Source organism: Sedimentitalea arenosa, from assembly GCF_016428585.1.
Taxonomy (GTDB): Bacteria; Pseudomonadota; Alphaproteobacteria; order Rhodobacterales; family Rhodobacteraceae; genus Sedimentitalea; species Sedimentitalea arenosa.
The window spans coordinates 12,465-31,269 of the sequence record NZ_JAELVR010000006.1; the positions used below are offsets into that span (position 1 = coordinate 12,465).

An 18,805-nucleotide genomic window follows, 5' to 3' on the forward strand; every position below is an offset into this window, starting at 1 on the left:
CATGACCTCCTGTTGGTCGAAGGGCCGCTCGAAACTCTATCCATATTATCTGTGTGACACGCGCGGCTGCGCGAGCAACCGCAGGTCGATCCCGCGCGAGCGGATCGAAAGCGGGTTTGCTGAGATCATGCAGAGCTTGCAGCCGACGGGGCAACTCTTTGCCGTGGCAAAAGCAATGTTCAGGGATGCTTGGGCCATGCGGCTTTCCGAAGCGCGGAACGACAAAGCGATGTTGACAAGGCAGTTGAAAGAAGCTGAGGCACAGATCGACACGCTGCTGGAGCGGATCGTCGAAGCTGAAAACGCGAGCGTGATCAAAGCCTATGAGGCAAAGATCGCAAAGCTGGAGCGTGAGAAGGCCGTATTGGCCGAGCGTGTTGACGAAATCGTGCCGCCGAAGGGGAGGCTAGAGGAGTTTATCGAACCGGTCCTAGAGTTTTTGTCAAACCCTTGGAATATATACAAAAATGGGAGTTTAGCCGTGCGGCGCACAGTGCTTCGATTGGCCTTTGTGGAGCCGTTGCGGTATAGCCGTGAAGAAGGTTATCGAACCGCTAAAATCACCTTTCCGTTCAAGGTGTTAGCGGATATTTCAACCCAAAAAGGTGAGATGGTGGAGCCTAGGGGGATCGAACCCCTGACCTCTTGCATGCCATGCAAGCGCTCTCCCAGCTGAGCTAAGGCCCCGAATGCGCCGTTCTCTAGGCGCAACACAGGGCAGGATCAAGCGAAAAATCCGGCCCCGTGTGGAAATGCGCGATCAGTCCTCGTCCTCGACCGCAACATCGGCGATCTCGTCGAGCGAGACGTCATCATCGTCGTCCTCGTCCTCGAGGAGATCATCGTCCAGATCGACATCGACGTCATCGTCGTCCTCGATGACCGCCACTTCTTCGTCATCGGTTTTCTTGGCCTTGGCGCTCGCCGCGTCCTCGGCGTCGGCGGCGATCATCCGGCCCTTGCCGGCGACGATCTCGACGACCTCCCCGGTATAGGGGCTGACGATCGGGTCCTGGTTCAGGTCGTAGAACCGCTTACCTGTGGTCGGGCACAAACGCTTTGTGCCCCATTCTTCCTTGGGCATGAGAATCCCCTTGATTATCTGCTGAGTCGCATCGACGATTCCGGTCAGGTGCCATATGAGCTAGGGACTGTCAAAGGCTTTGATGTCGGCACGGGAGCGGACATGGCGGAACATCTTCTGGACGGCACGCCGCCGGTGGTGCTGACCCTGCGCCGCTCCGGGCGCGCGCGGCGGATCAGCCTCCGGATCTCGCAGCTGGACGGGCGCGTCACCCTGACGCTGCCGCGCGGCGTGCGCGAGGCCGAGGCGCTGGACTTCGCCCGCTCCAAGGCCGACTGGATTCGCGGCCACCTCGACAACCGTCCCGACGAGATCGCCGTCGATCACGGCACGCTGCTGCCGATCGAGGGCGCGCCGCACCAGGTGGTGCCGGTGGCCGGGCGGCGCGTCCAGCGGCAGGAGGGGCGCATCGGCGTGCCGGCCGACGCCGTCGGGCGCAGGCTGCAGGCCTGGCTGCGCGAACTGGCGCGCGACCGGCTGACCGCGGCCTCGGATCACTACGCCGCCCGGCTCGGCCGCCCCTATGCCCGCATCACCCTGCGCGACACCCGCTCGCGCTGGGGCTCCTGCACCTCGCAGGGCGGCCTTATGTATTCCTGGCGCCTGGTGCTCGCCCCACCTGAGATCCTGCACTACGTCGCGGCGCACGAGGTCGCGCACCTGGCCGAGATGAACCATTCCTCGGCCTTCTGGGACACGGTCGAGCGCCTGCACGGGCCCTGGGCCGCGCAACGCAAGTGGCTGCACCAGAACGGCTCCGGCCTGCACCGGTTCCGCTTCTGACCGCTTGACCCGACGTCGACTTGTGATCACATTTCATCCATGATCACCTCTCGCCCCACCGAGGCCACCCTGCCGGCCGCCCATGACCGCGTCTATCGCGCGCTCCGGGCGCGCATCATGCATGGCGAGATCTCGCCCGGCGTCGCCCTGACCCTGCGCGGGATCGGGCGCGACTTCGACGTGTCCATGACCCCCGCGCGCGAGGCGGTCCGCCGTCTCGTCGCCGAAGGGGCGCTGTTCCTGTCCAGCTCGGGCCGGGTCTCGACCCCCGAACTTTCCGGCGACCGGATCGAGGAACTCGCCGCCCTGCGCGCGCTGCTCGAGGTCGAACTGGCCAGCCGCGCCCTGCCCCGCGCCCATATCGCGCTGATCGACCGGCTGCAGGCGATCAACGGCACCGTGGGCGAGGCCGTCTCCAACCGCGACGCGGTCGGCTACATCCGCACCAATCTCGAATTCCACCGCACGCTCTACCTGCGCGCCCAGGCCCCGGCGATGCTGGCGATGGCCGAAACCGTCTGGCTGCAACTGGGCCCGACCATGCGGGCGCTCTATGGCCGCCTGCGCCGCACCGAACCGCCGCATTTCCACAAGCTCATCATCGCCGCGCTCAAGGCCGGCGACGAACCCGGCCTGCGGCTCGCGGTGCGCTCGGACGTGACCCAGGGTCTCAGGATGCTGACCGGCTGATCCCCCGGTCGGCGCGGCGTCGGGCCGTTCTTCAAAGCGGGCGCTTTGAGAAAGACGGCCCATGCCCTAGACTGGCCAACGGCAGCGAACCGGAGGCACCCATGCTGGTCGTCGACGAACAGATTGAAACGGTCGAACGCTTGAGGGACCTTCTCCCGACCGAGGGCTTCGTGAACACCTTCCTCAAGGTGAGCGACCGGTTGAACGATGTCGCGCGAGAATTCATCAAGCACGCGCCCTTCGTCATCGTCGCGACAAAGGCGTCAGAGGGGCTGATCGACATCTCTCCCAAGGGCGACCCCGCCGGGTTTGTCGAGATCTACGACGACAAGACCCTGATCATCCCCGACAGGCTCGGCAACCACCGGGTCGATGGCTTTCAGAACCTCCTGACAGATCCCAACGTGGCGCTCCTGTTCATCGTGCCCGGACATGGAGACACCCTGCGCATCGCGGGCAAGGCGCGCATCGTCCGTGACGCCGCCATCAGCAAGCGCCACGCGACCAAGGGGAAAGAACCGCTGCTCGCGCTTGTGGTCGATGTCGAGGAAGCCTTCATGCATTGCTCGAAATCGCTCATTCGCGCGCGGCTCTGGCATCCGGACCAGTGGCCGGACCGAAAATCCGCCCCGACGCTCGCGGAATGGGTCATCGCCACGGTCGACAGGGATCAGACGCTTGAAGAGGTCCACGACGATCACAGCGCTGACGAACGCAAACGCCTCTATTGAAGAGGACGACAACCGACCGTCGGGCCAAGCGCGGCGTCGCACAAGTCGGGCGCGACGCCACCGATCGCCCGCCACGAAAAAACCCGCCAGGTGACTGGCGGGTCTCTCTATCGGAACACGCCGACAAGCGTGCCCGAGGATCAGGCGCTCAGCGCGGCCTGTGCCTTTGCGACGATCGCGCCGAAGGCGTCGGGCTCGTGCACGGCCAGGTCGGCCAGAACCTTGCGGTCGACCTCGATGCCGGCCAGGCCCAGACCGTTGATGAAGCGGCTGTAGGTCAGCGCCTCGTCATGGCTGCGCACGGCGGCGTTGATCCGCTGGATCCACAGCGCGCGGAAGTTGCGCTTGCGGTTCTTGCGGTCGCGGGTCGCATACTGGTTGGCCTTGTCGACCGCCTGGGTCGCGACCTTGAAGGTGTTCTTGCGGCGGCCATAGTAACCTTTGGCGGCCTTGATGACCTTCTTGTGACGGGCGTGGGTGACGGTTCCGCTTTTTACACGTGACATGTGATCAGCCTCCTATCAGCGGTCGTAGGGCATGAAGCCCTTGACGATTTTCGCGTCGGGGGCCGACAGCGTCGTGGTTCCGCGAGCGTCGCGGATGAACTTTCGGGTGCGCTTGATCATGCCGTGGCGCTTGCCGGCCTGGCCTGCCAGCACCTTGCCGGTGGCCGTCACCTTGAAGCGCTTCTTGGCGCTCGACTTGGTCTTCATCTTGGGCATTTCCGTCTCCTTGGGTTGGGTCGGTACGAAACGCGACTCGGCATGCCACATCGGCCGGTCGCGCGGTCAGAAGCGCCGTTTAAGCGCAACCAGTCCGGCTGGCAAGGGGGGTGGTCCCGATTTCAGGGGGCGAAACCGCCCAGAACGGCGAAAAACACGTCCGGCACCTGGCTCAGCGTATAGCCGCCGGGTTTCACGCTCAACGCATAGAACACGAGCCCTGTCGCGATCAGGATCGTCAACGCCGAGGCGCGCGGCGCGCGCCCGTCCGTCACCGCCGACAGCATCGACGGAATCGAAAAGCCGCCAACGATCAGGCCAAGCGCCAATGCCAGGTCAGGATCCATCGTGAACGCCCCTGCGACAACCGCATGATTCGCCCTATTCTGGATCGGTCGAGTAAATCAAACGTTCATCGCAGGGCGCGACGCGCAGGATGTTCGTGGTTCCCGGCACGTTGAACGGCACGCCCGCGGTAAGCACGATCTGGTCGGACTCGGTCGCAAAGCCCTGCGCCCGCGCCGCCCGCGCCGCGTTGACCACCGCATCCTTGAACCGCGCCAGCTCGCCGGTCATCACGCAGGTGCATCCCCATGTCAGCGCCAGCCGCCGCGCCGTGCCGCGCAGGCTGGTCATCGCGATGATCGGCACGCCCGGACGCTCGCGCGCGGTCAGCAGCGCGGTCGTGCCGCTCTGGGTGAAACAGCAGATCGCCTTGATGTCGGCGGTCTCCGCGATTTCGCGCGCGGCGGCGACGATGCCGTCGGCAACGCTGCTGCCCTTGATCGACCGCGACGCCGCGATGATCTGCGCATAGGTCGGGTCGGCCTCCACCTCGATCGCCACCCGGTCCATCGTCTGCACCGCCTGCACCGGGAATTGCCCGGCGGCGGATTCCGCCGACAGCATCACCGCGTCCGAACCTTCGTAGATGGCCGTCGCCACGTCGCTGACCTCGGCCCGCGTCGGCATCGGGCTCTCGATCATGCTCTCCAGCATCTGCGTCGCCACGATCACCGGCTTTGCCGCCGCGCGGCACTTTCGGATCAGGCGCTTCTGGATCGGCGGCACCGCCTGCACCGGCAACTCCACGCCCAGGTCGCCGCGCGCCACCATCACCCCGTCGCAGACCGCCAGGATGTCCTCGAACCGCTCGACCGCCTTGGGCTTCTCGACCTTGACCATGATCGCCGCGCGGCCCTTCACCAGCGCACGCGCCTCGGTCACGTCCTCGACCCGCTGCACGAAGGACAGCGCCAGCCAGTCGACCCCAAGCGCGCAGGCGAATTCCAGGTCGCTGCGATCCTTCTCCGACAGCGCCGCCAGGGGCAGTTCCACGTCCGGCACGTTGACGCCCTTGTGGTTGGAGATCCGCCCGCCCGCGATCACCGTGCACTCGGCGAAATCCGCACCGCAGCTCTCGACCTTCAGGCGGATCTTGCCGTCATTCACCAGCAGCGACACCCCCGGCTCGATCGCCGCGAAGATCTCCGGATGCGGCAGGCACACCCGCGTCGCATCGCCATCCGCCGGATCCAGGTCCAGCCGGAAGGACGCGCCGTTCTCCAGCTCCTCGGCGCCACGCACGAAATCCCCCACCCGCAGCTTCGGGCCCTGGAGGTCCGCCAGGATCGCGATCGGGCTGTCGAGCTCCGCCTCGACCTGCCGGATGATCGCGTGCTTGGCGCGAATCTCCTCCTGCGTGCCGTGGCTCATGTTCAACCGGAACACGTCAACCCCGGCCTCGTGCAGCGCACGGATCATGTCATGCGTGTCCGACGCCGGGCCGAGAGTGGCGACGATCTTGACGTTGCGCTGTCGTTTCATGGGCAATAAGTCCTCTGGATCAATCTATGTTATCGCAAACATTGTCACGGCGCTTATGGCGCAATTCCCATCGCCGGGCAACTGGCCTAAAGCTGTCCGCAAAGAGATGACAGGCAGATGACATACACTCCCTACTTCATTCACGGCGAAACCCGGCCCAATCGCTGGCTGATCACCTGCGACCACGCCACCAACACGGTGCCCCCCCAGGTCTGCGGCGGCGATCTCGGCCTCCCGCGCGAGGACATGGAGCGCCACATCGCCTATGACGTCGGCGCCTACGGCGTCGCGCAGCATCTCGGCGTGCTGCTCGATTGCCCGGTCATCGCGTCCAACTTCTCACGCCTCGTGATCGACCCCAACCGGGGCGAGGACGACCCCACGCTGCTGATGAAACTCTATGACGGATCGATCATCCCGGGCAACCGCCATGCCGACCGGGCCGAGATCGAACGCCGCCTGGCCCTGTGCTACCGCCCCTATCACGACCAGCTGGCCCGCATGGCGGCGCTGCCGCACGCGGTGATCCTGTCGGTGCACAGCTTCACTCGGCAATTGCGCGGCCGCCCTCCCCGCCCCTGGCATGTCGGCGTGCTCCACGCCGAAGACGAGCGCCTGACCACGCCGCTGATCGACCGGCTTCGCCAGGACACCGATCTCTGCATCGGCGCCAACCAGCCCTATGGCGGCCACCTTCCCGGCGACGCGATCGACCGCCACGCCATCGCCCATGACCGCCCCAACGCCCTGATCGAACTGCGCAACGACCTGATCGCCGACCGCGATGGCCAGCACGCCTGGGCCGAACGGCTCGCACCGATCCTTGAGGACGCGCTCGCCGCATCGGGGCTTTAATCCCGCGCACGACACCTATGTTACACCCAGAGACCATCACAGACAGGGAGGAGTCGCCATGACCCCGAAAGACATCGACCCGCAGACCGAGATCGAACTCCAGGCCGCCGCCTTCCGCCGGTTGCAGAAACACCTGATGCAGGACCGCACCGACGTGCAGAACATCGACATGATGAACCTCGCGGGCTTCTGCCGGAACTGCCTGTCGCGCTGGTACCAGGAGGCCGCCGCTGACAAGGGCATCGAGATCGGCAAGACCGAGGCGCGCGAGCATTTCTACGGCATGTCGATGGAGGAGTGGAAAGCCAACCACCAGACCGAGGCCAGCCCCGAGAAACAGGCCGAGTTCAAGGACGCCTTCGCCCGCAACGTCGGCACCGCCGACTGACACGGCCCCCCGGTCTTCATCTTCGGTGAAATACTCCGGGGTCCGGGGCAGAGCCCCGGGGGGGGGCACCCCCGGTCAGCCGCGCCGCCGGGCGATGTCGCGAATGAACCGCGCGCAATCCTCGGGCGCGGTGATCGGCAGCATGTGGCCGCGCCCCTCCAGCAGTTCGCAGCTCAGCCCATGCGCCTGCATCAGGTGGCCATGCAGGCTGTGCGACAGGATCGGGTCCGCCGATCCGAACAGAAGTCCCCCGGTCACGGAGAGGTCCGTCTCGTAGCGCGCCGCCTGCGCCGCCCCGACCGACTGCAGCGCCACCACGTCCTCCGACGCGGTCACGAAGGCCACGGGGCGCAACCCCAACGCACCGCCCCCGCGCAGCATGAAATCTCCGGCCACCGGCTCGGGCGCGAAAACGATGTCCAGCACCTTGTCCCGCGTCGCCGCCGCCAGCGGTACCGCGATGGTCGCACCGATCAGCCGCCGCAGCCATCCCCTGCGCACCATGAGACCGCGAAACACCTCGTGCGCCTCCTGCTGCGGCTGCGTCGCCGGCGCCAGCAGCGCCACCGCTTCGACCCGCTCCGGCCGGTCCATCGCCATGGCCAGCGCCACCGTCCCGCCCAGCGAATGCCCCACCAGGACGGCGCTCTCAACGCCCAGCGCGTCCAGCGCCTCCAAGATCATCCGCCCCTGCTCCCCGGGCGTCGCCAGCGCCTCCCCGTCCCGGCGCGAATAGCCGCAGCCCGGACGGTCCACCGCGATCACCCGAAAATCGTCCGATAACAGCGCCGTCAGCGCATAGGTGAAATGCTGCAACTGCCCGCTGAGTCCGTGGATCATCACCAGCACCGGCGCGTCCCTCGGCCCCAGGTCGACATGGTGCACCGCCCCGCCGCGCACCTCCACGACCTGCCCCGCCTGCGGCACCAGCCGCTCGGCCTCCGCCGCCATGCGGCGCGTGCGAAACACGGCCAGCGCAATCAGCAGCGCCGGAACGGCAAGGATCAGCCAGAAGATCACGGACATGGCGGCAGGCTCCCGGCCAGAAAAACTCGCGGCACCCTAGCCGCGATCCCTCCGCCTGTCAGCCCGGATCGGACCGGCGTCAAGGACCGCCGCGCAAGCGATCAACCTCTGTGCAAGACGCGCCCCGCGCCGACTCCCCGCACGGGCCAGGATCTGCACCTCGCGTCTGCACGCGGTATGCACGGCGTATGCACGCCTGGCACACCCCACCCGACGCCGAGAAAGGACATGGACCCGATCCCCCGGAGACCGGCCTCAGATCGCCGCCTTGCGGCTTTCTTCAAGATAGATTTCCCGCAACCGCGGCGCCACGCGCCCCGGGGTTCCGTCGCCCAGCTTCACACCGTCGATCTCAACCACCGGCATCACGAAGGTGCTCGCCGAAGTGATGAACGCCTCGTCCGCCTCGCGCGCCTCCGCGATGGTGAAATTGCGCTCCTCGACCTCCATCTGCGCCTCCGCCGCAAAGCGCAGCACTGCGGCTCGAGTGATCCCGTGCAGGATGTCATTGGACCGCGCGCGGGTGATGATCTTGCCGCCTTTGACGATATAGGCGTTGTTGGACGTGCCCTCGGTCACGAACCCGTCCTGCACCATCCAGGCATCATCCGCGCCCGCCTTCTTGGCCATCATCTTGCCCATGCTGGGATAAAGCAACTGCACCGTCTTGATGTCCCGCCGCCCCCAGCGCATGTCATCTATGCTGATGACTCTCATACCTTTTTTTGCCGCCGGATTGTCGGCAAGGCCCGGCTTGTTCTGGGTGAACACAACCAGCGACGACGGGGTCTCGTCCGGATCGGGAAAGACAAAGTCCCGATCCGCCGGCGCGCCCCGGGTGATCTGCAGATAGACCATGCCTTCCTCGATCCCGTTGCGCGCCACCAAGGCCCGGTGGATCTCCAGCAGGTCTTCGGAGGTGACCGGGCTCGCCATCTCGAGCTCGGCAAGCGAGCGTTCCAACCGGGCGACATGGCCGTCGAAATCGATCAGCTTGCCATCCAGAACGCTGGTCACCTCATAGACCCCGTCCGCCATCAGGAACCCGCGATCGAAGATCGAGATTTTCGCGTCGGTTTCAGGCAGGTAGTCGCCGTTCACATAGACGGTGCGCATGGATGTCTCCTATCCCCAGAGTGCCGCAACGGGCGGATGGACGCCCGCGTCGTCGAAATCCAGGGCGTTGTCCCGGTCTTCGGCCAACAGGAGCGGCCCGTCAAGATCGGTGATCATCGCCCCCTGCGCCACCAGCGTCGCGGGCGCCATCGCAAGGGACGACCCCACCATGCAGCCGACCATGATCCCAAAGCCATCCGCTCGCGCCGCATCGCGCAGCGCCAGCGCCTCGGTCAGCCCGCCGGTCTTGTCCAGCTTGATGTTCACCACGTCGTATTTCCCGGCCAGCTTCGCAAGGCTGGCACGGTCATGACAGCTCTCGTCGGCACAGACCGGCACCGGCCGATCCATCCCGATCAGCGCGTCATCGGCTCCCGCCGGCAAGGGCTGCTCGACCAGCGCCACGCCCAGCCGCACAAGATGCGGCGCAAGCTCGGCATAGACCTCGGCGCTCCACCCCTCGTTCGCATCCACGATGATGCGCGACGTGGGGGCGCCCGCGCGCACCGCTTCCAGCCGCGGCATGTCATCCGGCGTACCCAGCTTGATCTTCAGAAGCGGGCGATGAGCGTTCTTCCCGGCCTGCGCCCGCATCGCCTCTGGCGTATCGAGCGACAGGGTGTACGCGGTGATCTCGGGCCCCGGAACCGGCAGCCCCGCCAGATCCCAGACCCGCTTGCCCGCCCGCTTCGCCTCGAGATCCCAGAGCGCGCAATCCACCGCATTGCGCGCCGCTCCTGCCGGCAACACCTCGAACAGGCTCGCGCGAGTCACGCCACCCGTCAGACCGGCGATCTGCGCGGCCACGCTGTCGAGCGTCTCGTCATAGCGCGCATAGGGCACACATTCGCCGCGTCCCGAATCGTCGCCGTCCGTCACCGTGACCGTCAGCACCTGCGCCTCGGTTCTGGACCCGCGCGAGATGGTGAACACCTGCGCCAGCTTGAACACATCCCGCTTCACATCGATCCGCACGCGCCGCTCCTTCATCTTCGTCCAAATACTCCCGCCGGAGGCTCCCGCCCTGCAAACCGGCGCAAGGGCACGCTACAGCGCGGCCAGGGCATCCGCCAGCTTGTCGGCACTCTGCCGGTAGGGATCCACCGCGGGCAGCCCCATGCGCGTCTCGACCTCGGCAAGATAGGACAGCGCCTCGTCCTCTGACATGTGCTGCGTGTTCACCGACACGCCCACCACCTGGCAGGCCGGATTGGCGACCTGCGCCAGCGGCAGGGCGGTGTCGCGCAGCAGTTCCAGAGACGGCAGCGCATATCCCGGCAAACCGCGCATGTGCGGGCGGCTCGGCTCGTGGCTCAGGATCAGGGCATCGGGCTGGCCGCCATGGATCAGCGCCAACGTCACCCCGGAGTAGGAAACATGGAACAGGCTGCCCTGCCCCTCGATAATGTCCCAGTGATCGGCATCGTTGTCAGGCGTCAGGTACTCCACCGAACCGGCCATGAAATCCGCGATCACCGCGTCCAGCGGCACACCATGCCCGGTGATCAGGATTCCGGTCTGGCCGGTGGCGCGGAACGTGCTCTTCATGCCCTTGCGGCGCATCGAGTCATCCAGCGCCAGCGCCGTGTACATCTTGCCGACCGAACAATCGGTGCCGACCGCAAGCACCCGCTTGCCGCTGCGCTTCACCCCGTTGGCGATCGGGTATCCGACCGTCGGCACGCGCACGTCGTGCAATGTGCCGCCATGGGTCTGGGCCGCAGCGATCAGGTCGCCCTCGTCGCGCAGCAGGTTGTGCAGGCCCGACGCCAGGTCGAAGCCCATCTCCAGCGCCGCGATCAGCACTTCCTTCCAGGCCGGGCTGATCACGCCGCCCCGGTTCGCCACCCCGATCACCAGCGTTCTGGCGCCTGCGGCCTTGGCGTCGACCAAGGTCATGTCGGTCAGACCCACATCCGCCGCGCAGCCAGGCAGGCGGAACTGGCCAACCGCGTTCTCGGGGCGCCAATCCTTGATGCCCTGGGCCACCTTTGCGGCCAATTGGTCGGGCGCATCCCCCAGAAACAGCAGATAGGGTGTCTCGATCATCGCGAAGTCTCCTGTGATTCCGCGGCAGTCTAGGCGCGGGAGAGAACGAGTGCATCTCAAACCCGTCCGGATGGACCCCGGTTCCCGTCAGTTTCTTCGAAGAATATTCAAATATGTCGAATTTTCTTGCTTTACCGAACGGAAATACAACGGCATCGGGGCGCGCCCGATCAGGTGCCATCCGCGGTCGTGCTGCAGTTGCACAATACGGCTTGCGTGCGCATGGGTAATTTAATACCTGATGACCGGAAAAAATTGAAATTTCCTTGCTCGAAAGGTCCAGACATGAGCTTCCGTCTCCAACCCGCCGCGCCCGCACGCCCCAATCGCTGCCAACTGTTCGGTCCCGGATCGCGCACCGCCCTGTTCGAGAAGATGGCGGCCAGCGCCGCCGATGTCATCAATCTCGATCTCGAGGATTCCGTCGCCCCCAGCGACAAGGACACCGCACGCGCCAACATCATCGCGGCCATTTCCGAGGTGGACTGGGGCAACAAGACGCTGTCGGTCCGGATCAACGGGCTGGACACGCCGTGGTGGTATCGCGACGTGGTCGATCTGCTCGAGCAGGCCGGCGAACGGCTCGACCAGATCATGATCCCGAAGGTCGGCTGCGCCGGCGACATCTATGCGGTCGACGCGTTGGTCACCGCGATCGAGGCCGCCAAGGGACGCCAGAAACGCATCGACTTCGAGGTCATCATCGAAAGCGCCGCCGGCATCGCCCATGTCGAGGAAATCGCCGCGGCCTCGCCCCGCATGGTCGCGATGAGCCTTGGTGCCGCGGATTTCGCGGCGTCCATGGGCATGCAGACCACCGGGATCGGCGGCACGCAGGAGAACTACTACATGATCCGCGAGGGCGAGAAGAACTGGTCCGATCCATGGCACTGGGCCCAGGCCGCCATCGTCGCCGCCTGCCGCACCCACGGGGTGCTGCCCGTGGACGGTCCGTTCGGGGATTTCTCGGATGACGAGGGCTTCCGCGCCCAGGCCCGCCGCTCGGCGACACTGGGCATGGTGGGCAAATGGGCCATCCACCCCAAGCAGATCGCCCTTGCGAACGAGGTGTTCACGCCGTCCGACGAGGCCGTCGCCGAAGCCCGCGAGATCCTGGCTGCGATGGAACAGGCCAAGGCCAACGGCGAGGGCGCGACCGTCTACAAGGGTCGTCTGGTCGACATCGCCTCGATCAAACAGGCCGAGGTGATCGTGCGCCAATCCGAGATGATCGCCGGCTGACCGACGCGACTCGCTCTGCGTCATGACACAGGCGGCATATCTGCCGCCTGTTTTCCATCAGTTCGCCCCATCGGCCACGGTTTCGGTCTCCCAGGCGAGACCCGGACGATAGCGCGCCTCGACCCGACCGTCCGTCATCGCGAACAGATGCAGCCAGCCGTTGTCGAACAGCGCCCGGACGTCCGGATGACGCTCCAACACCTCCACGATCGCCTCGCGCGGCGCTTCGATCATCACCGACAGGCGCAGGGGCTCGTGCGCCAGCTTTTCACCGTCATGCACCGCCTGCCACGGCAACCCCGGTCTCAGACGGCCCGAGTTCCCCTCGATGACCCCTATCCCACCCACGACATTGTGGATCAGCTTGTTGCCACCTCCGAACACCTCGGGCGCCACCGATGAGCCATAGTACTGCAGACTGATCCAGCTCGCGACGACCACCGGCGCGGTCAGGATCAGTTCGAGCGTGCCGAAACCGGTATCCGCCCGCCAGTCATAACTGTGCAGGAAGGCGCGCCCGCCGAGATCCTTGCCCGCCGTCGCACCGCGCGGCGCGGCGATGAAGGCAGCGCATCCGGCGAGCCCCCATTCGGGCCGCACCTCGGCCCAGTTCGTCGCCCGCGCCGAAACCGTATACGCCGCTGCACCGGGGAGCCTGCCGGCCCGCTCGGCCCGGGCGATGCTCCCGGCCTGCTTCAGCCACGCACCTATCTGGGCGAAATCTCCGGTACGATTCCCGGGAAGATCATCGGCATATACCGTGACCTCGTCCGTCGTCGTGTCGTGCAGTCCGGCCACAAAGATCGTGTCCTCGGGCAACACGATACCCCGCTCGCGCAATCCGGTCCGTGTCTCGGGATCGTTCAGGAGGGTTGCCAGAGCCCGGGCCGAGACCTCTCCGGTGTGGCCGCCGCAAGCGCCGCAGTGATAGGCGCTTTCATGCGGGTTGTTGGTGACGTGACCGCCATGCCCAAGCAGCAGCACGATACGCCCGTGCCCTTTCGTCAGGCTCATCCCCGCAAGAACGGCGGCGGCGGTGTCGGCCTTCTGTTCGGCAGAAAGATCGCTGACGATTCGCGGCAGCGGCTCGGACCGGATCTGCGCACCTGTTTTGCCCAGAGCGTCGCGCACAAGCTTGCCGGCATAGAATGGTCCCGCCGCTTCGACGAAGGCAAAGGAAGACACGGCCGCCTGCCGGAACCGCCCCCAAGCCCGCAACGCCCGCGCCTTGATCCGGCTTTTCCGTTCGGTTGCGGCATCTGCGTGGCTGCTGGATTGAAGCGAGGGCGTCAGCAGGACAGGCAAATGGGCTTCGACAACATCCGAGGCATGTGCCTTGTGCGCCAGCGGCAAGCCGAAGAAACCCGCGAAGCCGATCGTTTCGATACCCGGATCGACGCTTTCCAGCGCACGCCGAAAGACTTCCGAGCGCACGTCGATGCAAAAGGCCGCCTGCAACATCGGCCGGGCTGCTGTATCTGACGTGCCGTCGAACCCGGTGAACAATCTGCGCTGATAAGCGCGTTCGGCCGCGTCCTGAAGTATCGCCAAGGCGACGTTTTGGGGCGTCACCGCCAGTTCGGCCTCATGGGCCGTGACCGTATCGGCCCATGAGGTCGCGATGTCCGGCACATGGGCCAACAAAGCCTCTTCCCAGATCAGACGAATCGCCAGGAGGTCCGCCATGCTCCGGTCGGTTCCGCCTGCCAGTTCCGCCTCCCACAACAGCCAGCGGGCGTGCTGTGACCAGCCGCCGAGATCCATGTAGAGCCGATGAAAGACCGTTTCCGCGGAATGACTGCCCAGACCCAGCGTTTCCGCCGCGCGCAGGATCGCCCGTTCTGCCGTGTCCGGCGCCGCCGCCACATGGGCGCAGAACCCGTCGAGACCAGCGATCTCCGGTGTCAGGTCGTGGGTCGCCCAATCCCGCCACGCAGAAAATGCCCCCGCACCGGGTTTCGGCGACCAGAGAGCCTGCCCCCGGTCGAACTGCCCGGCAGCCCACGATCCGATCGTCTTTTCGATGATCGACGGCCAATCCGTGCCGGTCACATCCGCGGCGAGATCGGCAACCGTCGGAAACGGCTCTGTCCCGACCCCCGCTCCCGCCGCGTGTGCCGCTGCCACAAGCGCCGACACGGTCTCGGGTTTACCCGTCGCATCGGATGCCGCAAGCGCATCGGCCAGGTCCTTCTCGCCGATCCTGCCCTCGGCGATCGCGGCGGCATAGTCAGCGCCCGATTGCGTCGCCCGGATGCCCGCCACCCGCTCCAAGCGCGCCGAAGTGCTCGCTAGATCCTCGCCCGCCTGACCGAGGAACGGGTTCACCGCAACCGTGGCTTCAAGCGGAAAAGCCGGCGGAATGGCGCGGGCCGCCGCCTCCGCGGCCTTCAGAACGTCCGACATCAGGTCCGGTGCGATTTGAGAGTGCTTCATGAACATGACTGTCTCCAAGGGATCAGTTGGATTTCGCGATCCGGAAACCGCCGATCGCGCGGTCCAGGAGAGCATTGAGGTAAAGGCCGTTGGCAAGGTGCACCCGCAGCCCGGCGGTCGCCGGATGGTGTGCCCACAGCGGGAACAGCGCCTGCGCGAAAGCCACCAGCCCGAAGGATGCGACCGCGAGGATCACCAGAGCCCATTCCAGCGGGCCCGGCACCGGCGCCCGGGGCAGACCGGGCCCCCAGACCGCCTGCGCCAGGGCCTGGAACGAGAAGTAGGAAACCGCTGCCGCGAGCGAGGCGAGGGCCGTCCGTTTCGTCAGGTCGGCCGGAGCCATGTCGGCGAGACCCTGCGCGACCAGATAGGCAACACCGAAGATGAGGATCGCGCCGAGCGCGAGGGCCTGCGCCGTTTTCGGACCGAACGCCATCGAGAACAGGAAGGCGATCAGACCGTAGAGGACCAATGCCAGCCCGAAAGACTTCAGAACCGCCGCAAGGTTGGGAACGGCCACGGGTCCCGGGCGCCGCAGGCTGGCAACCGCTTTGACAGCTCCACCGGACGACAGAAAGGCGTGCGCCTTGTAGAGCGAATGGGCGACGATGTGCAGAAGCGCCAGCGCCCAAAGTCCCAGGCCGCATTGCAACAACATGAACCCCATCTGCGACACGGTCGACCAGGCCAGGGCTGTTTTTACGGCGCTTTGCGTTAGCATCACCGCCGCGCCGAACAGCGCCGTGAAGCCGCCGACCATCACCAGCGCGGCCATCGACCCGGGGCTGAGCTGCACAAGGCCGGACGCCATGATCAGCAGCACGCCACCCGAGTTGATGATGCCGGCATGCAACAGGGCAGAAACCGGCGTCGGCGCTTCCATGACCTCGGTCAGCCAGCCGTGCAGCGGAAAGGCCGCCGTCTTCAGCATCGCAGCCAGAACGATCAAGGCGACCGCGGCGTTCACAAGGATCGCACTCTCAGATGCGGTTGCGAGCGCTGGTATCGCGCCAAGATCGTCGGTTCCCATGCCCGCAAGGATGAGTAGCGTCGCGACAATCAGGGCCACATCACCACCGTGCCAAACCCAGGCGAACTTCGTCGCGGCGCGACGTGCTTCCGGCCGGGACGGATAGAACAACAGAAGCCGTCGGAGACCGAGCCCGATGCAGAGGGACGACAGGATCAGAACGGTCAGGCTGCCCGACTGTACGAAAACGAGAACGGCCGCGAGGGTTGCCAGCATCACGCCATGAAACCGGCCTTCGCGTTCTTCTCCGTCCAGGTAGCTTCTGCTATAGCGCATCACGACCCAGCCGATGAAGGCGACCAGCACCGCCATGGTTGCGCTGACAATGTCGGCTTTCAGAGAGAGCGAAACGGCTCCGTCGATCGGGTCCAGTTTCTGCGGCCCCAGCAACACCGCGTGCAGCAGCCCTCCCGCTGCGAGGACCAGAGACGCCAGCGCTGCGTATTCCGACCAACGAGGCGAAAAGCCGCGCGCCGGATCATTCCGACCGCGCAGGAAGGGCGCAATGCTCAGAAGCACAAGCGGGGCGAGAAAGGATAGTGAAACGGCGGTGGTCATGTGTCGTCTCCGTCAGGATGTGCCGCTGACAAATAGAATCCGAAGGTCATAAATAAAATTTCATATTACTTGGATGTTCGTTCTATTAAATAGAAGTATGTCAACGCTCAATCTACATCACTTGCGCCTCTTCCGGGCGGTCGCCCGCGACGGCACGCTGACCGGCGCGGCGCGCGCCTTGAACATCTCGCAATCGGCGGTCTCGACACAGATCAAGGCGCTCGAAACATCCCTTGGTCACGACCTGTTCGAACGCCGCGGGCGGACGCTTGTCCTCACCGAGGCAGGACAGATTGCGCTGGATCACGCGGAAGAAATCTTCCGCGCCGCCGAAGATCTGAGCGCGACCCTCAGGTCGGGCGGGGAAAAACGCAGAGCCTTGCGGATCGGTGCGCTTGCCACATTGTCGCGAAATTTCCAGATGGCGTTTCTCGGACCGGTCATCGGGCGCGACGATGTGGAAATCATCCTGCGATCCGGGTCACAGGAAAACCTGTTGCGCGGACTCGATGCGCTGTCACTGGACGTGGTTCTCACCAATCTCGCGCCCGCCCGCGATGCGGCCAGCCCCTATCTTGTCCAACGCCTGTCCGAACAACCGGTCAGCCTTGTCGGCGGCCCATCACGAGTGCCGAAGGGCATGCGGGACGTGGACGAGCTTCTGTCTCAACAGCCTCTGATTCTGCCGACCCCTGAAACCGCGCTTCGCGCCGGGTTCGACGCGATGCTTGAACGCCGCGGAATTCGCCCACGCATTGCCGCCGAAGCCGACGACATGGCGATGCTACGGCTGCTTGCTAGGTCCGACGCCGGCCTCGCGGTGATCCCCCCGATCGTGGTTCGGGACGAACTGGCATCGGGACGGCTGGTCGAGATTGCGCAACTCGACGACATCTCGGAGGTCTTCTTCGCAGTGACGATTCAACGCCGATTTTCCAATCCGCTTCTGGCGGAGTTGCTGTCAGCTTGGTCGAACGAAGGCTTGATCGCAGACTGATATGCTTTCCAATTCGTGGAAACGCCAGCGATCCCAGTGAACCAACTGGCTCTTTCTGGTTGCTTGGCCTCGCGGCACAAGCACGTTCCAACGTGAGGGATATCCACGGAGCAGTAAGACCAGGAACCCGACGTCTCAAAGTCGATAGGCAGCTTCGCGGAAAAACCCTGCCGGCTATCGCACGACAAACTCCGCGTGCAGGGCCCCGGCTGCCTTCAGGCTCTTGAGAATATCGATCATGTCTCGCGGTGAGACGCCAAGAGCGTTCAGACCGGCCACGACCTCGGACAGCGACGTGCTTTCAGGCACCTCGGCGAGAGAAACGCCCTCTTCTTCCTCGATCGCAGCCCCTGTTCTCGGCACGACGACCGTCGCCCCGTTGGCGAAGGGATTGGGCTGCGCGACCAGCGGCGTTTCTTCGATTCGCAAGGTCAGGTTGCCCTGGGAAACCGCAACACGGGACAACCTCACATCATCCCCCATCACGATGGTGCCGGATCTCTGATCCACCACGACGCGCGCCTTGCGCTGGGGTTCGACCAGGATGTTCTCTATCCGGCCAATCGCATGGGCGGTCGAAACCGCGCGTGTAGCGGCGATGTCGAGTTCAATCGTGCCGGAATCCCGCATGATCGCCACAGCACGGCGAAATTCGGAATTGATGGCCTGTTCGATTCGACCGGCCGTCGTGAAATCGGGTTCGCGCAAGGCGAGGCGCATCGTCGTCAAGGACGCAAGATCGAAATCGATTTCGCGTTCGACACGCGCACCGGACGGAATGATGCCGGAGGTTGGCACCCCCTGAGTGACCGTTGCCGCATCACCTTCGGCGACCGCACCACCGGCGAGGATGGTGCCCTGTGCGACCGCGTATATCTCGCCATCGGCGGCGTTGAGCGGCGTCATGATCAGCGTACCGCCCAACAGGCTGTCAGAGTCCCCAATCGCAGACACCGTCACGTCGATCTGGCTTCCGACTCGTGCAAATGGCGGCAGGTTTGCGGTAACGATGACCGCGGCGACGTTCTTAGGCCGCAACTGCTCGCCATTCACGTTGACGCCCAGTCTCTCGAGGATATTGAGCATGATCTCCTCGGTGAAGGGCGAATTGCGCAGCCCGTCCCCGGTGCCGTCCAGACCGACGACGAGACCATAGCCTATCAGGTCATTGCCACGGACGCCGTCGAATTCGACGAGGTCCTTGAGCCGGATCGCCCCGGCTTGGGCAGTCACCGGCAGAAGCAGGCAGAGGAGCAGGACTCTGAACATGG

Annotated in this window: 20 protein-coding genes, 1 tRNA gene and 1 pseudogene; 8 read left to right on the forward strand and 14 right to left on the reverse strand. The window is 65.2% G+C overall.

Annotated elements, in window-relative coordinates; all coding sequences use genetic code 11:
* Nucleotide 1 precedes the first annotated feature (1 nt).
* Nucleotides 2-58 (forward strand): annotated as a pseudogene (locus JF290_RS19535) (hypothetical protein); the annotation flags it as partial.
* Here the strand turns inward: JF290_RS19535 and JF290_RS19540 are convergent.
* From JF290_RS19540 to JF290_RS09715, 3 genes are all read right to left on the reverse strand, one after another.
* Nucleotides 46-318 (reverse strand): hypothetical protein, encoded by a 273-nt coding sequence (locus JF290_RS19540; protein ID WP_233155257.1) that lies wholly within the window; start codon nucleotides 316-318, stop codon nucleotides 46-48. The pseudogene JF290_RS19535 and the gene JF290_RS19540 overlap by 13 nt on opposite strands.
* A 293-nt stretch (nucleotides 319-611) precedes the next feature.
* Nucleotides 612-687, reverse strand: a tRNA-Ala gene (locus JF290_RS09710).
* A gap of 73 nt (nucleotides 688-760) precedes the next feature.
* On the reverse strand, nucleotides 761-1,084 hold the full coding sequence (locus JF290_RS09715) for a TIGR02300 family protein (RefSeq protein WP_199024668.1): 324 nt from the start codon (nucleotides 1,082-1,084) through the stop codon (nucleotides 761-763).
* Nucleotides 1,085-1,186: 102 nt separating this feature from the next.
* On the opposite strand from JF290_RS09715, the gene JF290_RS09720 reads away from it, so the two are divergent.
* From JF290_RS09720 to JF290_RS09730, 3 genes are all read left to right on the forward strand, one after another.
* Nucleotides 1,187-1,867 (forward strand): M48 family metallopeptidase, encoded by a 681-nt coding sequence (locus tag JF290_RS09720; RefSeq protein ID WP_199024669.1) that lies wholly within the window; start codon nucleotides 1,187-1,189, stop codon nucleotides 1,865-1,867.
* Between the two features lie 39 nt (nucleotides 1,868-1,906).
* Nucleotides 1,907-2,557, forward strand: coding sequence for a GntR family transcriptional regulator (locus JF290_RS09725; RefSeq protein WP_199024670.1), 651 nt, complete (start codon nucleotides 1,907-1,909; stop codon nucleotides 2,555-2,557).
* Between the two features lie 101 nt (nucleotides 2,558-2,658).
* Complete coding sequence (locus JF290_RS09730; protein WP_199024671.1) at nucleotides 2,659-3,288, forward strand: MSMEG_1061 family FMN-dependent PPOX-type flavoprotein; 630 nt, start codon at nucleotides 2,659-2,661, stop codon at nucleotides 3,286-3,288.
* A gap of 140 nt (nucleotides 3,289-3,428) precedes the next feature.
* On the opposite strand, the gene rplT is transcribed toward JF290_RS09730, so the two are convergent.
* The 4 genes from rplT to pyk all read right to left on the reverse strand — a co-directional run bounded on the left by rplT (nucleotide 3,429) and on the right by pyk (nucleotide 5,837).
* Nucleotides 3,429-3,794, reverse strand: a complete 366-nt coding sequence (rplT, locus tag JF290_RS09735; RefSeq protein ID WP_199024672.1) for a 50S ribosomal protein L20 — start codon at nucleotides 3,792-3,794, stop codon at nucleotides 3,429-3,431.
* A 15-nt stretch (nucleotides 3,795-3,809) separates the two neighbouring features.
* On the reverse strand, nucleotides 3,810-4,010 hold the full coding sequence (gene rpmI, locus JF290_RS09740; protein WP_014873788.1) for a 50S ribosomal protein L35: 201 nt from the start codon (nucleotides 4,008-4,010) through the stop codon (nucleotides 3,810-3,812).
* A gap of 122 nt (nucleotides 4,011-4,132) precedes the next feature.
* On the reverse strand, nucleotides 4,133-4,357 hold the full coding sequence (locus tag JF290_RS09745; protein ID WP_199024673.1) for a hypothetical protein: 225 nt from the start codon (nucleotides 4,355-4,357) through the stop codon (nucleotides 4,133-4,135).
* A gap of 34 nt (nucleotides 4,358-4,391) precedes the next feature.
* Entirely contained in the window at nucleotides 4,392-5,837 is a 1,446-nt protein-coding gene (gene pyk, locus JF290_RS09750; protein ID WP_199024674.1) for a pyruvate kinase, read from the reverse strand.
* Nucleotides 5,838-5,954: 117 nt separating this feature from the next.
* On the opposite strand from pyk, the gene JF290_RS09755 reads away from it, so the two are divergent.
* Nucleotides 5,955-6,692, forward strand: coding sequence for an N-formylglutamate amidohydrolase (locus JF290_RS09755; RefSeq protein ID WP_199024675.1), 738 nt, complete (start codon nucleotides 5,955-5,957; stop codon nucleotides 6,690-6,692).
* Between the two features lie 58 nt (nucleotides 6,693-6,750).
* Entirely contained in the window at nucleotides 6,751-7,080 is a 330-nt protein-coding gene (locus tag JF290_RS09760) for a DUF1244 domain-containing protein (protein ID WP_233155258.1), read from the forward strand.
* A gap of 75 nt (nucleotides 7,081-7,155) precedes the next feature.
* Here the strand turns inward: JF290_RS09760 and JF290_RS09765 are convergent, their stop codons facing one another.
* The 4 genes from JF290_RS09765 to dgcN form a co-directional block, all read right to left on the reverse strand.
* Nucleotides 7,156-8,106: an alpha/beta fold hydrolase gene (locus JF290_RS09765; protein ID WP_199024676.1), complete on the reverse strand. Its 951-nt coding sequence runs from the start codon at nucleotides 8,104-8,106 to the stop codon at nucleotides 7,156-7,158.
* Nucleotides 8,107-8,361: 255 nt separating this feature from the next.
* Nucleotides 8,362-9,222, reverse strand: coding sequence for a D-amino-acid transaminase (locus JF290_RS09770; RefSeq protein ID WP_199024677.1), 861 nt, complete (start codon nucleotides 9,220-9,222; stop codon nucleotides 8,362-8,364).
* Between the two features lie 9 nt (nucleotides 9,223-9,231).
* On the reverse strand, nucleotides 9,232-10,197 hold the full coding sequence (gene dgcA / locus JF290_RS09775) for an N-acetyl-D-Glu racemase DgcA (protein WP_199024678.1): 966 nt from the start codon (nucleotides 10,195-10,197) through the stop codon (nucleotides 9,232-9,234).
* 72 nt (nucleotides 10,198-10,269) lie between these two features.
* Nucleotides 10,270-11,271, reverse strand: a complete 1,002-nt coding sequence (gene dgcN / locus JF290_RS09780) for an N-acetyltransferase DgcN (protein ID WP_199024679.1) — start codon at nucleotides 11,269-11,271, stop codon at nucleotides 10,270-10,272.
* Nucleotides 11,272-11,556: 285 nt separating this feature from the next.
* On the opposite strand from dgcN, the gene JF290_RS09785 reads away from it, so the two are divergent.
* Nucleotides 11,557-12,513 (forward strand): L-malyl-CoA/beta-methylmalyl-CoA lyase, encoded by a 957-nt coding sequence (locus tag JF290_RS09785; RefSeq protein WP_199024680.1) that lies wholly within the window; start codon nucleotides 11,557-11,559, stop codon nucleotides 12,511-12,513.
* A 57-nt stretch (nucleotides 12,514-12,570) separates the two neighbouring features.
* Here JF290_RS09785 and JF290_RS09790 read toward each other — a convergent pair whose 3' ends face one another.
* Together JF290_RS09790 and JF290_RS09795 are read right to left on the reverse strand one after the other, a co-directional pair.
* A complete protein-coding gene (locus JF290_RS09790) occupies nucleotides 12,571-14,955 on the reverse strand; it encodes a YbcC family protein (RefSeq protein WP_199024681.1) in 2,385 nt (794 codons plus the stop codon).
* A gap of 16 nt (nucleotides 14,956-14,971) precedes the next feature.
* A complete protein-coding gene (locus JF290_RS09795; RefSeq protein WP_199024682.1) occupies nucleotides 14,972-16,537 on the reverse strand; it encodes a proton-conducting transporter transmembrane domain-containing protein in 1,566 nt (521 codons plus the stop codon).
* A gap of 97 nt (nucleotides 16,538-16,634) precedes the next feature.
* Between JF290_RS09795 and JF290_RS09800 the strand changes: the two genes are divergently transcribed.
* Nucleotides 16,635-17,534: a LysR family transcriptional regulator gene (locus JF290_RS09800; protein ID WP_199024683.1), complete on the forward strand. Its 900-nt coding sequence runs from the start codon at nucleotides 16,635-16,637 to the stop codon at nucleotides 17,532-17,534.
* 174 nt (nucleotides 17,535-17,708) lie between these two features.
* Here JF290_RS09800 and JF290_RS09805 read toward each other — a convergent pair whose 3' ends face one another.
* Nucleotides 17,709-18,803, reverse strand: a complete 1,095-nt coding sequence (locus JF290_RS09805) for a flagellar basal body P-ring protein FlgI (RefSeq protein ID WP_199024684.1) — start codon at nucleotides 18,801-18,803, stop codon at nucleotides 17,709-17,711.
* Between the last annotated feature and the right edge of the window lie 2 nt (nucleotides 18,804-18,805).